This is a genomic window from Methanococcoides sp. (assembly GCF_030594565.1).
In the GTDB taxonomy this organism is placed as follows: Archaea; Halobacteriota; Methanosarcinia; order Methanosarcinales; family Methanosarcinaceae; genus Methanococcoides; species Methanococcoides seepicolus.
In genome coordinates, this window is sequence record NZ_JAUVEY010000034.1 from 1 (window position 1) to 15805 (window position 15805).

At 40.5% G+C, this 15805-nt stretch carries 15 protein-coding genes; 6 read left to right on the top strand and 9 right to left on the bottom strand.

What is annotated here, in order from left to right:
* Positions 1 to 245 precede the first annotated feature (245 nt).
* Genes cas2e through cas3 form a run of 8 tightly spaced genes read right to left on the bottom strand, consistent with a single transcriptional unit; the run spans position 246 to position 8902 of the window.
* Entirely contained in the window at positions 246 to 527 is a 282-nt protein-coding gene (gene cas2e / locus QAS77_RS04520) for a type I-E CRISPR-associated endoribonuclease Cas2e (protein WP_305064274.1), read from the bottom strand.
* Positions 508 to 1419 (bottom strand): type I-E CRISPR-associated endonuclease Cas1e, encoded by a 912-nt coding sequence (gene cas1e, locus QAS77_RS04525; protein WP_305064275.1) that lies wholly within the window; start codon positions 1417 to 1419, stop codon positions 508 to 510. Before cas1e ends, cas2e begins: the two co-directional genes overlap by 20 nt.
* Positions 1420 to 1432: 13 nt before the next feature.
* Positions 1433 to 2107, bottom strand: a complete 675-nt coding sequence (gene cas6e, locus QAS77_RS04530; protein WP_305064276.1) for a type I-E CRISPR-associated protein Cas6/Cse3/CasE — start codon at positions 2105 to 2107, stop codon at positions 1433 to 1435.
* A gap of 9 nt (positions 2108 to 2116) precedes the next feature.
* A complete protein-coding gene (cas5e, locus tag QAS77_RS04535) occupies positions 2117 to 2851 on the bottom strand; it encodes a type I-E CRISPR-associated protein Cas5/CasD (RefSeq protein WP_305064277.1) in 735 nt (244 codons plus the stop codon).
* Between the two features lie 20 nt (positions 2852 to 2871).
* Complete coding sequence (gene cas7e / locus QAS77_RS04540; protein WP_305064278.1) at positions 2872 to 3975, bottom strand: type I-E CRISPR-associated protein Cas7/Cse4/CasC; 1104 nt, start codon at positions 3973 to 3975, stop codon at positions 2872 to 2874.
* Between the two features lie 21 nt (positions 3976 to 3996).
* Complete coding sequence (gene casB / locus QAS77_RS04545) at positions 3997 to 4500, bottom strand: type I-E CRISPR-associated protein Cse2/CasB (protein WP_305064279.1); 504 nt, start codon at positions 4498 to 4500, stop codon at positions 3997 to 3999.
* A 47-nt stretch (positions 4501 to 4547) separates the two neighbouring features.
* On the bottom strand, positions 4548 to 6134 hold the full coding sequence (casA, locus tag QAS77_RS04550; RefSeq protein WP_305064280.1) for a type I-E CRISPR-associated protein Cse1/CasA: 1587 nt from the start codon (positions 6132 to 6134) through the stop codon (positions 4548 to 4550).
* A gap of 14 nt (positions 6135 to 6148) precedes the next feature.
* Positions 6149 to 8902, bottom strand: coding sequence for a CRISPR-associated helicase Cas3' (gene cas3, locus QAS77_RS04555; protein ID WP_305064281.1), 2754 nt, complete (start codon positions 8900 to 8902; stop codon positions 6149 to 6151).
* A gap of 318 nt (positions 8903 to 9220) precedes the next feature.
* Between cas3 and QAS77_RS04560 the strand changes: the two genes are divergently transcribed.
* From QAS77_RS04560 to phoU, 6 genes are all read left to right on the top strand, one after another.
* Positions 9221 to 9793, top strand: a complete 573-nt coding sequence (locus QAS77_RS04560; RefSeq protein ID WP_305064282.1) for an acetate uptake transporter — start codon at positions 9221 to 9223, stop codon at positions 9791 to 9793.
* A 237-nt stretch (positions 9794 to 10030) separates the two neighbouring features.
* Positions 10031 to 10888: a PstS family phosphate ABC transporter substrate-binding protein gene (locus tag QAS77_RS04565; protein WP_305064283.1), complete on the top strand. Its 858-nt coding sequence runs from the start codon at positions 10031 to 10033 to the stop codon at positions 10886 to 10888.
* Positions 10889 to 10922: 34 nt separating this feature from the next.
* Positions 10923 to 11816 carry a phosphate ABC transporter permease subunit PstC gene (gene pstC, locus QAS77_RS04570; RefSeq protein ID WP_305064284.1) on the top strand — a complete coding sequence of 298 codons (894 nt, stop codon included), beginning with the start codon at positions 10923 to 10925 and terminating at the stop codon, positions 11814 to 11816.
* Positions 11813 to 12673, top strand: coding sequence for a phosphate ABC transporter permease PstA (gene pstA / locus QAS77_RS04575; RefSeq protein WP_305064285.1), 861 nt, complete (start codon positions 11813 to 11815; stop codon positions 12671 to 12673). The genes pstC and pstA overlap by 4 nt, the downstream gene beginning before the upstream one ends.
* Positions 12674 to 12695: 22 nt before the next feature.
* Positions 12696 to 13463 (top strand): phosphate ABC transporter ATP-binding protein PstB, encoded by a 768-nt coding sequence (gene pstB, locus QAS77_RS04580; protein WP_305064286.1) that lies wholly within the window; start codon positions 12696 to 12698, stop codon positions 13461 to 13463.
* Between the two features lie 4 nt (positions 13464 to 13467).
* Entirely contained in the window at positions 13468 to 14118 is a 651-nt protein-coding gene (gene phoU / locus QAS77_RS04585; protein ID WP_305064287.1) for a phosphate signaling complex protein PhoU, read from the top strand.
* 184 nt (positions 14119 to 14302) lie between these two features.
* Here phoU and QAS77_RS04590 read toward each other — a convergent pair whose 3' ends face one another.
* Positions 14303 to 15310, bottom strand: coding sequence for a hypothetical protein (locus tag QAS77_RS04590; protein WP_305064288.1), 1008 nt, complete (start codon positions 15308 to 15310; stop codon positions 14303 to 14305).
* Positions 15311 to 15805: the final 495 nt, after the last annotated feature.

The following is a 15805-nucleotide window of genomic DNA, read 5'->3' on the forward strand; positions in this document are numbered from 1 at the left end:
GTGGGGAACTCACAGACAACCAGTTAAGTGAATTAAACACGTCCGGTTTATCCCCACACATGTGGGGAACTCTGCTAATATCAAAAACGAAAAACGTTGTGCTATGGTTTATCCCCACACATGTGGGGAACTCTGTTCCATATATATGGAAATAACGCACCAATCACTTACCGTCATCCAAAGAATAAAAACATATCGAAATTATTCTTTAAAAACATGAACGATTGGTGCGTTGAAGACTTAATTCATATATCTGGCAGGAAAGATATTAACTTGACCCCATCCATTTCTTTTGGAATGCGTCTGTTCTCGCCAAAGGTTAAAAAATCGAATCCTTGTTCGTTTGGACAACTCCATGCCACAACTGCATTTCCATCTTCCAGCCCTTCTTCGATGTTCTCCAGGATCATTTCTCTGACCTTTACAGAATAATCTCCCACGTAAACACCTGCACGTACCTCCAGGAGCCATACAGCAAGGCGACCACGCAATCTTGGTGGGGAGTTCTCAAGTACGATGACCAACATCGCCAATACCTCTTTCATTAGGAATAGCAGGAGGAAGCGTATCCTTTGGTGCAGAAGGTAGATATATTCCACCTGAACTAAGCATCTCCTCGATACTTGGAATGATCCTCTTCAATAACCGTGTTTGCCTGAATGCATCCCTGCAAGCTAGCCTCACCGCTCTTTCATAATTAGTATGTCTCTCAGAAGCAATCCGAAAAGCAATAGGGACAACGGTCTCGAACTTGAATATATCAGCAACATCATAAACGAATGAACGTGGCTTACCCGTATGAATGAAACCAACTGCGGGGGAATAGCCCGCAGCAAGAATAGCAGCCTCTGTAACTCCATAGATACAAGAAGTTGCAGAACTTAGACATCTGTTCTGAACATCACCGCCATCCCAGTCATCGACATCATAATTTCGCCCCTTCCATTCAATACCATATTGCTGAGCAAATATCTTATACATCTTCTTAACTCTTGCAGCTTCCATACCCCGCATCTGCTCAACACTATAACCCTCAGATATCGTTTCATTGAACCGCATCTCGTACATCTTACGAACGACCTTAAGCCGAAGATCCTCATCCAATGCGAGCTTTGCCTGATACAACAAACGATCGGCACGAGCACCTCCCGGCTGCCCTGCTGAATAAAGACGCACTCCTGCCTCCCCCACCCATATCAGCAAACAACCGACACGAGCAGCAAGGGCTATCGCTGCATGTGAGACTCTCGTACCGGGTTCCAGCATTAAACAAGCAACACCACCAACCGGTATCTGTGAACGTACTCCATTCTTATCCACAAGGACAAAAGCACCATCGATCACATCAAGTTCACCCCTTTCCAAAAACAACAAAGACAAGCGTTCCTTAATTGCAACAGGCTTTAATTTTGGAAGCATTTATACATCTCCTTTAGCGTAAAGGCCGGACAAGAAGCAGACCGCAACCAAAACCCTTAGAAGGTCCAATTCCTTCAAACAAAGCATCCCTGAACATATCTGGATCAGTAACGGTTAAAGTACCCATAATATCAACAGTGTTAAAGCTAACATGATGCTTACCTTTCGGTTTGAACAACTTATGGTTCTGATAAGCATCCACACGAACCTGCTCACCATCGATCGAGAATCCGTTCATGTCACCCTTTCTTAAAAGCCATTCTGACCCCTTTCTCTGCACAATATCTGGCATATTGAGCTTAACATTACCACCGTTTTCCATCTTCAAACGGAACTTCTCATCCATGACAACATCATGGCGGTGTTGCTTATCATTTTCATCTCTTTTTGAAACAATTGGATTAGCACGAAGGGAAAATGCAAGCTTTTGACCAGACTTTAACATCGGGTCATAATGCTTCACATCAAGATCCCAAACATCGAGCTCATCAATTGGCTCATTTTCAGACACTAAATAGAATGATGGTAAGCTACCACTTGATTCCTGCCGATAGATAAAGTTCCTCTTCGCATCCGTACCATCTGAAAATAAAGACCACACCAGACGATGAATATTATGCTCGTTCCCCATATTGCCCCTTATGACCTTGCTCGACATAGCCTCAGGAAGCAATTTTGCTCGACTCATATACACAGTTCATTCCTCCAAACTGACCATTGCATAGTATTCATTCCGTTTCGAAAACTGCCACCTTTTACGGCTTAACAACTGATCATACCTGGAAGTCGTATGCTCAAATGTCATAGATTCCTCAGGGTTATCCCAATAAAGTCTGTAAGGACTCTTCATCTCGATCTTCCTTACAAGTCCATCCTCATCGAGATCAACATTCTGCAGAGCTTCCTTCATATTTGCAGCAGACACTATCTTTGGATTGATTGGAAGTGCCAATGGACAGGATTTTCTACCCAGATACAGACAGAATGAAGGTTCTTTCAAATTGCTGGCAAGCATTTCAAGGGAATATGGGGGAGTGTCCGTCTTACATGACAGTATAACCGTATAGACCCCATCGCAATAATAATCCCTTGTGGAAAGAACCGTGTTAAGCTCATCTTTTGGAACTGCGAGCTCATCCTTTCTGGTAGCAAATGTCTTTCTGTTCCTGCCCGTTCCAGCAGAAGGTACCTGTGACGTATGGTAATCACGAAGCAATTTCCCTGCTGAATTAATTAGAGTGCCATAGCTATAAGCATTTGAAAGTTCCAAAAGCCTCTCTTCCTCATCTCTACGAATTCCAAGAGCAGCCGCAAGCAATCCGAAAATTGCAGACTTTGATGGGTGATCATAGGTAGGCCTATGCTGACCTACTGCAATATCACCCCATGATGCCATTGGACCATACAGGCGGAAGATCAAATAATCTTTCACACCGATCAACTCCTGATAGCTCAATTGTTCACGAAATCAAGCATCTCGGTCAAGGAACCTTCACCATTGTATGCATTCATTTCAGCCCTATCATCACAGCATGGACCATAGACCTTCTCCATGTTCTCATTTGTCTGATTGAGGCTTTCGATAGCATCCTTTAGCATGCTTTTTCCTTTAGCTGCTTCCAGATATGCGACCGAAAGTGAACGTGGCTGCTGTTTACCTTTCTCGATCATCATGTATGATGCATATGCCCTTGAAGCAAAACTGTTCTGCTTACCTGTCGGTGATACTTTCGCAATTGCTTCGACCAAAGCACGTATAGACTTATCTGCAAGCTCCTTGTCCCCACCGAGATTGCTTTCCAAAAGCTCGCGGTCAACACAGATATATGTGTAGAAAAGCCCTGATGCGAACTCAGTTTCACCAAGATGTCCTGAACCCATATCCTCTTCCCCTCTGTTCAGATCATCCACAGCAGTGAAAAAATCATCCTCGACTGCAACTTTATTGACTGTTATCGCATGGGAGACCTGCACAGCAGCTTCAGTATTGAATTTTGTATTTGATGCAAGCATCCTTCCGAACATAGCAATATCCACAGCAGTATTATTCTTTCTCAAAAGAACGAGGTCATCCTTTGAAGGTGCCTCCCCACTGGAAGCGAGTTTTGCAATAAGTTCATCGATTGCAGCTATCTCTTCTGGATTGAAGTGTGCCAATTGTTCGATCTCAAGGCCAGATAGTGAGTCCTCACTGTCCTTTTTTGACTTCCCGAATACTCCGGCAATCGTTTTTGCCCATTCCTTAGCAAGCTTCTCTCCCACTTTTTCATTTACCATAGGTGCAGTTACGTTGTCCAGCATATCCTTTAATCTGCTACCTTCTGTCAATGCCTTGAAAATACTTACACCCATACTTTTCGTGCGAATGCCGATATGGCCTTCAAGAGACTCTTTGAACATGTCTGAAGTTCTCCATGCTCTCTTCAAGCTCTGAGAAGACACCCTAAGCCTCTGAGTATCACCCATTACAGCAGTTTTAGGTCTTCCCAGATCATCACGGTTCAAATTCGATGGGGGGTATGAAACAAGTGTGTGTATTTGTATAAATTTTGTCATATTAATATCTCCTATAAAATTTTAATTATTGTTCCTTGGTGCTTTCTCATAATAGCTGTAAGCCCATTGTTTTTTAGTGATGTCATTCCACCAATACAGGCTATTTGCAAGGTTGCAAACGTTCACATTCCCATCCATGAGTTTGACAACACGGACCATGGAACTGAAAAGCTCTGCCTTTTCCTCGATCTTCAACAATCTCTTAAAGCGTAATCCACTGACCTGGGAATTAGAACCACCGTTCAGACTTGCCATTTGAGCAGCAAAAGAATCCCCGTTCAGATCATTTTTAACATGAGCCAACACTCCTGCTATCAATGCAACTGAATCCCTATTTCCAAACCCGATCTTTTTCATATCTAACCATAATCTATGATAGGTCGGATTGAACACCACTTCTACAACATTGTGGCATCTACGAAGATCTGCTCGATCACCCCTTTCATTTTCCAGATTCTTCCACCATGCCATCAGGACCTTGCATGCATCCGAATTTTTCTCCAATGAAGTACTTCCATTTGTCACTATATTCACCCCTTTTAAATTTCAACAAATATGAACCGAATATGATCTCATTTTTTCTTCTTTTCAGGCAAACCTAATGTTTCTCTTATCTTTTTACCTCCGTCCGAATTGAACTTTCTCAGGTCCTTGTGGGCTAAAGCCGCACGTTCAGGGTCTATGACACTGAATTGCATCGACTGAGAACTATCATCAAAAAGCTTCTCCGAGATTCGGGATAATTCCTTATGCCATTTCATTTTCAGCTCAAGGACCATTGCTTCATCGTCCACAACATCCATCAATTGATTGAGAATATTGTAAAAATCTGGTTCAGTATCATGCCAGAATCTTGAATCGATGTAAGAAAGATCCCCTCTAGGCGTATTATCCCCGAACAATGCTTTTTTGACACAGCTTCGGGTGTTGTATCCTATGATCTCAGCAGTTTTTACAAGTCGGGATACGATCTGCTCATATCCCGGCCTCACCTCATCGGAAACATTGAACAATGGCATAGTACTTTCATACCAGCAGCGAACTTTCATATTATCAAAATCGTATCCGAAAGCCCACAATTGCGGTGTGTTTTTGAATACATCGCCCAGGTCAATTAGGTCCTTCTGTTTCTGAACAAATCTCTCAAAAGCTAAAGATGAATATAATCCCTTATCCGGATCGTGTTGGACAAGCCCTAACCAATGACGATAAGTTATACCACCTGGTTGAGGATGTCTTGGCAAGAGTCCATTTTTATTTTCATTATGTGGCGATAACACATGGCACCATCCACCATCATAATTGTATCCATAATTCTTTGTTACATACTTAGAAACCAATTTATCAGAGTCACACCCGCAAACGTCACAAGCTCCTTCTGTTAGATCATCAAGATTAAGACGTATCCTGCGAGGCATTCCCCAATACATTTGTTTTGGATTCACATCCATGGGAGTTGTCATAGCATCTTTCTTTTCACTTGTGCGTGTGGGTCCCATCCAGGGATAAATATCACTAATTTCACAATTATCAACATCCCCCAGGCCATTGAAATTTTCATCAGAGATAACATTCAACCATATGGTCTGCCACAGATTGCTACCTTTGACCAACGTAGTCAAAGGTCCTCCTCCTCGAAGTGATGTCCTATGCCCCTGTCCACCTGCAGGTGCATTCAATTGTAAATTGAATAATGCGGTAGCAGAACAGGGCAAACACATCCGTGCCACGGTATCTCTTTTCTGAAAATGGTCTGTATTTTGCTTAATAGTCTGAGCACCCGGCATTTCCATGAGTAGAGCATCTACGCGATTCTCAGCACCTTCTATATGCTCATGGTCCTGCATAAATCTCCCATTATCCCCATCCAGCTCGAACACCTGAGATACATTCTCAAAGGTCTTTAACAACTCCTCCGGTGTAGGAGGACTGGTAAAGCGTTTTCTCCAGTCCCTTTCACTTTTAGGAGACATTGTGGTTTGCACAAGTCCTATCAAAAACTGTATCATGGAACCATTGAAATCATGACGTGGCTCATCCAGAGAGACAATTGGATTCGATCCAATCTCATCTGTGATCTGCCAGGGAGCTATCATACTCCTTGTACCATCCTGTCTCTGTACCCATATCCACTTTTCATGGATCAAATTGAATGTCATATTCTCAACTCCCTTTATTTATTACGCATTCTAAGTCCGATCCGTGCATCATATGCAAGATCGACACGATCGTTGTATTTGTTCTTCGCAGTACCTGTCCAATTAATGCCATCATCAGAACCCATGGGGATCAATACACTCCATTTACCTCTATCTCTCATTGATACCTGTGCCTCTTCTATGCATTTCGTCAACTCTTCTCCATGATCATCTGCATATTTCACACGTCCCCCGCTTATGCTTAATTGACTAAGTTCCCATGAAAGTTCATCAGGACCCAGCAAAGGAACGAGTTTCTGACCTTCAAGCCGTGCAAGGCGTACATTCACAGATTCACCCAGGCGGGTTGGAGTTATGGTATCATCAACCCATTGTGAACCAGAGCGTTCATAACCCTGCAATAGATTCAAGGAACGCCAGTTAGCCATCGCCCTATCAGCCATTGCCTCACCCTGTGCCTTTTCATCACGTGTTCTTAGTGTAATAGGCACAGTTTCATTTGCATTCTCGCCAAAAACATATTCAATGAAAGATCGGCTGTCATTTGGAATACTAAAACGGCCATGTTCAAAAAGCAAATTAGCAGTAAGCCACAACTTCCCATGGGAAGGGTACACATATGCTCCACCTTTGAACATGTCTGAATACCAGTTCTCAGTAACATCCTTTGATAATTCAGGAGCCAATATCCCAAGAAGTGGTATTCCTCTTACATCATTTTCACTAATGGAACCATTCTTGTCACGTGGATGACGTTGTAATCGTCCTGCTCTTTGGAATAACAGGTCGATCGGTGCAAGATCGCTGACCATATAATCAAAGTCAATGTCCAACGATTGTTCCACGACCTGCGTGGCGATCAGTACCTTTCCCTTACGACAGTCACCATCACTTTTTTTCCCAAAGGTTTCAAGAACGTTACTTTCGATCTTTAAACGGTCTCCCATGGCAAATCTTGCATGGAACAGAATTACATCATCATTGCCCAGTTCAGCTACGATCTTGTCGTAGGCTTCGATGGCATCATCAACAGTATTGCGTATCCAGCAGCAGCATTTCCCTTCTTTTGAACATTTGATCAACTTGTCTTCAACAGATAGTTCATCGTGTAGGAATTCCACATTGACAGTACGTTCAGTACCAGAACGTGTTCCTATGGGAGTTTCAGAGATTTCGTTTTCAGAAACATGAGTTACAAGTGCATATTCTTCATTAGAGGTACTCGTAGTCGAACTATCTAGGCCCTTACAAAAATGAGATATTAATCCTTGACGATGTTTCTGTGGCAATGTGGCAGAAAGAAGGATCACACTGCCACCAAGCGATGCCTGGAACTCAAGAAGGCTACAAAGCAACGTATGCATATATGGATCATAAGCATGAACTTCGTCAACGATGAGCACATTACGTGAAAGACCTAACAATCTTAAAGATTGATGATTAGATTGAAGGATTGCCATCAATGCCTGGTCGATGGTCCCGACACCCACATCCGCAAGCAATGCTTTCTTCCTGTTATCAGCGATCCATGCAGAGCATTGTGCCTGAATCGTCTCATCACCTGAAGATCCATTCCCATAATAACGATTTTTAGAACTTTGAAAGCCTATCGATCTTCTAAAAGCATCAGACAGATAATTTTGACCATGTGCAAGTACCAAAGAGGGTCTTTCACCTTTAGCATACATCCTTTGATATGAATTTCCCAACCTGTCATACATTGCATTGGATGTGGCCATGGTAGGTAATCCCACAAAAGCTCCCTGTGCAAGTCCTTTAGACATCAAACGATGTGCTAAGCATAATGCAGCTTCTGTTTTTCCACTACCTGTCGCATCTTCCAAAATAAACAACTGTGGACCATCTGCAATTTCACAGTTCGAAACATGCTCTTGCATAGGACTGGGAACAACGATATCTGGGAACAATTCATCCATGCCAGTTATCATAGAAGGTGCAGATGGATAGATACCTGCATCTTCCAGTGCTTTTTCAGCATTTGGCAAAGCATGATCCTCCCAATATTCTTCAAGTGATATCTCGGAGGGGAGGTATTCAAAATAATCTTCTGAGGAACCGATCCAATCACTGATGATGGCAAGACCCGCGATGAGCCATGACGTTCTCTTAAAAGCCAGGATCATATCATCAATATCATATGCCTGTACTTCAGAACATGATGTGAAGTCGAATGCATCACTTAACAGTAACGAAGCTGCTTCTTTTACAAAGGAACTTGCCATTCCAATATCTTCGTCTGTGAAAAGATCATTTGAACTTATCGGAATTCCATTGTGCACATATTCCGGGGGTTTACCATGATGTCCGGTCACTGAATTGATCCAAGGACTGATAAGATCATTCCAATCTAATTTATCATAGATCTCCTTATCCAAGCCAAGCCAATTTTCATCAAATGCAGTTGACCATATCTCCTTCCAAAGATGTAGCCCCATGCTATCATGGCGTACCGTGTAGCTCTTGTCGCTGTCATGATCTCTTAGATTGTTCAATAGCTCCGGCTGAAGGTTTTGAAAACGCTCTGAAAATTTACCGATGTCATGAACTGCAAGACAAAACGAGATCAACGAAATGATCTTGCCCTCATCAAGAGGAATTATGTCTGTGAATTTTTGCAATAATAATTTATCTTTTTGCAGAATATTTATGCCTGTGGCTGCAACATCCAGGCCATGATAGACTAATAAGTGATAATCAGAATTATCATATTCAGTTGCGCTTTTTGACTTTCCCCAGTTTCGATACATGATCTTATCCAACCATCATTGCCTTATGAATACTATTTATCCTAATTAATAAATTCAGAGACAGTGGATCATCGTAGAAGATGTGCCTCATCAATATATATTTATTTATATCATGTTAAATTCATTTATGGCCTTTATTCCATATTTGTAGAAAATATCCCAACATCTTTCCAGATTGGATTAATGTATGACTTTAGAAGACTTGATCAGATATTAATAATTCAAAAATTAAGCACTAATAATTGATAATGTTTATATCCACATCACCCATAAACTTTATTGTAAGTGATATGGTAATTGATAAGGGGGAAGTATGAAATGGATGAAAGTGTGATCAAGATCACAACAGCAAATCCGGCACCATTGGGGTTAATGGGTTTTGGGATGACTACGGTGTTGCTCAATTTGCATAATGCAGGATTCTTTGGACTGGGAGTAACTATCTTAGCCATGGGCCTATTTTATGGAGGCATTGCTCAAATTATAGCAGGGGTCATGGAATGGAAAAATGGTAACACTTTTGGAACAACAGCATTCACTTCATATGGAGCATTCTGGCTCACTTTAGTATTCATACTGATCGCACCAAAATTGGGTCTAGGAGACGCTCCAGGCGCAATAGAAATGTCAGCATATCTATTCATGTGGGGATTGTTCACTTTTGGAATGTTCATAGGTACCTTCAGATCTAATAGAGCCTTGCAAGTCGTCTTCGGATCATTAACATTGTTATTCTTATTGCTAGCCATATCCGATCTCACAGGGAATGCAGCAATGAAGCAATTCGCTGGTTATGAAGGGATCTTTTGTGGTCTCAGTGCAATATATCTGGCACTGGCTGAAATAATAAATGAAAAGTTCGGTAAAACGATCTTGCCAATAGGTGAATAATAAGATTTTGTATTTGCTTTAACATCTTGATGAAAGGTGTTAGATCATTATTTTTAAATTTTAGATCGATATTAAATTCCTCAATGAATATATAGAATATATATAACTATTGTTTCTATAATGGTATATGCACTTCACTATATAATATACTGAGAGATTATATATGCATTTCAACTCATTTGCACCTTATAGGACTGGTCCACCAAGCAAAAAGGATAGGTTCAAGAAGGTCTAAAAATGTCCAAAAAATCAATCTCATATATGATCACGCTCTTGCTGGTCACTTCACTTGCTCTTTTCGGAGCAGGTTGTGTTGGTAATGATGGTAGTGAAGTAGAAATGCAGTCGATTATGATCAAGGGGTCAGATACAGTTCTCCCACTTGCACAGGCTGAAGCTGAAGTTTTCATGATGGAATACCCTGACACGAGTGTATCCATCATCGGAGGAGGGTCCGGTGTAGGAATCGCAGCACTCATTGATGGCGAGATAGACATCGCAATGACATCAAGAGAAATGAAAGGATCAGAGATCGAGAATGCACAGGCAAATGGCATCGATCCTCTGGAGCAGACCATTGCATGGGATGGTATATCTGTTGTAGTAAACCCGGAAAACCCCGTCTCATATCTGACATTCGAGCAGCTCAAAGCAATCTATGTAGGAGACGTCTCCAACTGGAATGAAGTCGGTGGCGAAGACCGTGAAATAGTAGTCCTCTCACGTGACAGCAGTTCCGGTACTTACGAATACTTCAAAGATGAAGTACTGGCAGGCAACGAATACAGGGCTGATGCACTTATCAACCCATCAACCGGAGCGATCATCCAGACTGTATCACAGAACCAGAACGCTATCGGTTATGTCGGTGTTGCTTACCTTGATGGTACTACAAAAGCACTTGCAGTGGACAATGGTAGCGGTGCTGAGAAACCAACCTCCGAGAACATTCTCGCAGGCACATACCCACTTGCAAGACCACTTTACTTCTACACCAACGGTGAACCAACAGGCCTTGCACTTGAGTTCATTGAATTCATCTCCAGCGAGATTGGAGAAGAGACCATCTTTGAAGTAGGGTACTTCCCTGCTTAATTTTTTCAGATCCTCTAAGGATCAGGGATGAATTATGATGCATAGAAAAAAGAAGGAAAAAGCAATTGAATCCACTCTATTAATGGTAAGTGGAATTACAGTCATAGCCCTGTTCCTTCTTTGTTTTTTCCTTTTTAGAGAAGGGTACCTTTTGTTCGGTGATTATTCTCTCATTTCATTCATAACCGAAACTTCCTGGTATCCATCATCATCACCGGCAAAATTCGGATTATTGCCGCTATTGACAGGATCATTGATCGTAACCGCCGGTGCTATTATCCTCTCAGTACCTCTTGGAATTGCTTCTGCTCTCTATATATCTGAACTTGCAGACCCCAAAGTAGCACAATTGATCAAACCATTTGTTGAGATCCTCGCAGGCATACCTTCTGTTGTTTATGGTTTTTTCGGACTTATCGTAGTAGTTCCATTATTACAAGACCTGTTGGACCTTCCCACGGGACAGACTGCACTTGCAGGTTCTATCATGCTTGGAATGATGGCACTGCCTACAATTATATCAGTGTCAGAGGACGCCATTAATTCAGTTCCCACTGCACTCAAGGAAGGTTCCCTTGCCCTTGGAAGTACCAAATGGCAGACCATCTACAGGGTAGTATTACCGGCAGCACTATCAGGAATATCCGCAGCCGTCATGCTTGGTATCGGAAGGGCTATCGGTGAGACCATGACCGTCATGATGGTCACAGGAAATACTGCGATCATACCCGGAATTCCCGAAGGTCTTTTTGATCCGGTAAGGACTATGACCGCAACCATTGCCCTTGAAATGGGAGAAGTTCCACAGGGAAGTGAACATTTCCATGCCCTGTTCGCAGTAGGCTCAGTACTTTTCCTAATAACATTCATCATCAATCTTATCGCTGACAGCGTAAAGAAGAAATACAGACTCCAGGAGGGAGTATGATGTTCTTAAGACCAAAGACATCCGAGAAACTGGCATTTGCTACGCTGAGGCTCTCCATGGCACTTGTACTCGCTTTCGTATCGATCATTGTGATCTACATTACTGTCAACGGATACAGTGCACTCAGCCTTGATTTCATAACCCAGATGCCGATGAAAAGAATGACCCAGGGAGGCATTTATCCGGCCATTGTTGGAAGTCTGATGCTTATAGGACTTTCAATGGCCTTTGCTATCCCCCTTGGTATACTCTCAGCAGTTTACCTGAATGAATATTCAACTCCAGGACGTGCTTCCTGGGCAATTGAGATGGCGATCAATAATCTTGCAGGCACACCATCCGTAGTGTTTGGTCTTTTCGGACTGGCATTGTTTGTCAAGTACTTTGGATTTGGTGCATCGATCCTATCAGCCTCCCTGACGTTGGCTTTGCTCATAGTGCCCGTGATAATCCGTGCAAGCAAAGAAGCATTGATGACAGTACCACAGGAATACAGGGAAGCTTCCCTTGCCCTTGGCGTCACTAAATGGCAGACCACAAGAAAGGTCATACTGCCTGCAGCTATCCCTGGAATGATGACAGGTATAATACTGAGTATCGGCAGGGTTGCAGGTGAAACAGCACCCATACTGCTCACAGGAGCAGCATACTTCTTACCAAGAATACCGGATTCGGTATTCTCCCAGTTCATGGCATTGCCATACCACCTTTTCGTGCTGGCGACCTCAGGTACAAGTATCACACAAACACGTCCGATACAGTATGGAACAGCATTGATACTGCTCTTGATAGTTGTTATGATGAACAGCATCGCAGTTGTGATAAGAAGACATTACCGAAACAAATTGAACAGGTAAAAGAGAATTCGAGGATGATCTTATGTCTAAAAATGAAATTAATACGAATATCAATATTAAAGACCTCAATCTCTGGTACGGTGAAAAACACGCACTCAAAGATATTTCACTTGACATACCGGAAAAAAGCGTTACTGCTTTGATAGGTCCTTCAGGCTGTGGAAAATCCACTTTTCTCAGATGCCTGAACCGTATGAACGACCTGGTAAAATCATGCAGCATAGAAGGAGAAGTACTTGTTGATGGTGAGAACATCTATGATAAAGATGTGGATGTCGTTGACCTGAGGAAAAAGGTGGGAATGGTCTTCCAGAAGCCAAACCCTTTCCCCATGTCCATCTATGATAATATCGCCTATGGTCCGAAGATACATGGTTGTTCAAAATCCGAGACAGATGAAAGGGTACACAAAGCACTCGATGATGCTGCCCTTATGGGAGAGGTACAGGACAGGCTTGGAGATCAGGCGTTTTCGCTTAGTGGCGGACAACAGCAAAGGTTGTGCATTGCAAGAACACTTGCAGTCAAGCCTGAAATACTACTGTTCGACGAACCATGCAGCGCTCTTGATCCTATATCCACATCCAAGATAGAGGATCTTATTCTTGAACTTAAAAAGGATTACACCATTGTCATTGTGACACACAATATGCAACAAGCAGCACGTATTTCCGACCATACAGCGTTCTTCCTGCATGGAGAAATTATCGAGTTTGGAAAGACAAAGCACATATTTGAAGATCCGCAGGTGAAGAGCACCGAGGATTACATAACAGGAAGATTCGGTTGATATCATGGTCAGAGAAAAATTTAGTCAGCGACTTGAGGATCTCAGGTCGGAAATTCTGGAGATGGGAGAATTATCCCAGAAAATGCTTGTCGATTCCGTACAGGCATTGGAATATCTTGACCTTGAGCTTGCAAAGAATGTCATTGAGATGGATTCCATTGTTGATGATCTTGAATATGATGTCGAGAAAGCTACCGTGCACTTGCTGGCCCTACAACAACCAATGGCAAGAGACCTTCGCTTGATAACCGCTTCTTATAAGATAGCCATCGACCTTGAAAGAATGAGCGATTTTGCAGTGAATATAGCAGAACTCGTCAGTAAGATCGAAGGCGAACACGTCATACCATTGGCAGAGATTAACACGATCGCATCCATCACACAAATGATGATGGAAAATTCAATGAAAGCCTATGCTGAAAATGATGCTGAACTTGCAAAGGCTACTGCTGAAGAAGATAGTCAAGTTGACAGATTGTTCTATTCCACCTGGCAAAAACTGGTAAACCTGATGATAGAGGATGCGGCCCTGATCCCGAATGCTGTCGATCTTATCTTTGTTCTCAGATATCTGGAACGCATTGCTGACCATGCATGCAATATCTGTGAGGGGGTTGTTTATATCGCAACTAACCAGAGGGTCAACCTGAATTAAAAAAATAGGAGATAAGGTTTAGTGAGCCTTATAGACATCATTTTTTCTTTTATTTTTCTGATATTTGTTGAAATCTCATAGGCCTAACAGGGTAAAATCTCGCTATTTCAAAGCTCATTCTTTAGTATTTCCCTTTTGATTTTATTAACATAATGTAAATATTTATGCATAAAATATATCGAGGTTAGCGTTCCGATAAAATCTCCCTAAATAAATCCATTTCAAATATGTATAAATAATTTAACATCTCTTTAGATAATTTTATTATATCCATATTAAATTCTATTTTTGTCTTCTCAACCTCAAGCTTTGACTTTCTGTTTAGCCAAAAATGTATCTTTATATGTGGGGATTGATCATCAACATGTTCTTGGAAAGAGGAAGAAGTTTTACGACCCGTATAACGTTTGAATGAATATTCAATATATTTATTGAAACCTTCTCTTCGGTTATGAGGAATATTATCAATTTTTAACATCAAATTTTGTATATCTTCTTCATATTTAACTTCTTTAAAATTATGAACCAAACTGTTTCTAATAAAAATATACAGTGAAAAATTTACAGTAAAACTGTTTGCATCATGATAATAAGTTGGTAGTTTATTCTCTGGATTGTTGAAAAATTTAAAGATATCCGTAAATTTCTCCACTTCGAGTTTATCATGATTTAGCTTTAGCTTTTCGTATATGTTAATTAATGAAATAAACAATTCTACTAAGCTTGTGCATAAATTCTCAAATTTGGACAAAAAGACTTCCCTGAATTTTGTTTCATCTCCCCATTTATACCGTTCAGAAATAAAATTAAGTTCTTCATTTAAAGTCAATAAGAATGCTGTTTTTCTATATAAAAAATCGAAAGTTTGTTTTTCATCTTCATATTTCATAGTTAATTCAGTGATAAAATGAAAGACAGGTGAAAAACGAAGCCCATCTTTGTCAGGGTTTTTTTCCAAATCATAATAAAAAAATAAACTATAATATGAATCTAAATAGTGTCTTGTCGTTGGAGAATTCAGTATTTCTGTGGGAATTTTTAATAAGTAATATCCAGAAGAAGACATATGATACATTACATAAGGATTATTTAAAAAATTCTGAATCTCTTCTAGTTTTATATCCTTCAAATTTCTCCAGTTGTCTATTGATAAAGCTTTAGACAAAATATTAGAATAATCCTGATCAAGCATTTTAATTCCACTTTTCTGCATTACATGTAATTAATCTATTAATAAATTTGTATGTAAGTTACTATTTTTAAGCTAATTACAAAAGAAAATAAAATTTATATTTATCCAGTATAAATAATAGGGTTTCATACTACAACTTGAATAAAAATATATATTTCATAAAAAATAAGTTGTGTATAAATCTTAGAAAACAGTGTTGCTTTTTCCGAATTATCTATATCTCAAAAAACAATTTGATTATAGAATTATAATTAATATTTTAAAATCAACTATTTAGATTAATTATCAATTTATATCTTCAAAATGTAAAATTTGGACTTTAAAATCTGATTATTATTTTATTTATTATTTTTTAAAAAAATGGAGTTATTATTAATAATTATAATCGTAAAAAACATATTTAATCGATTTTTAATAAAGCAAAGTCTCTATATATGTGCTATATCCTTATTGAAGATACTTCTTGTTTTTAATTTACAAAATAATTTCTAAAAA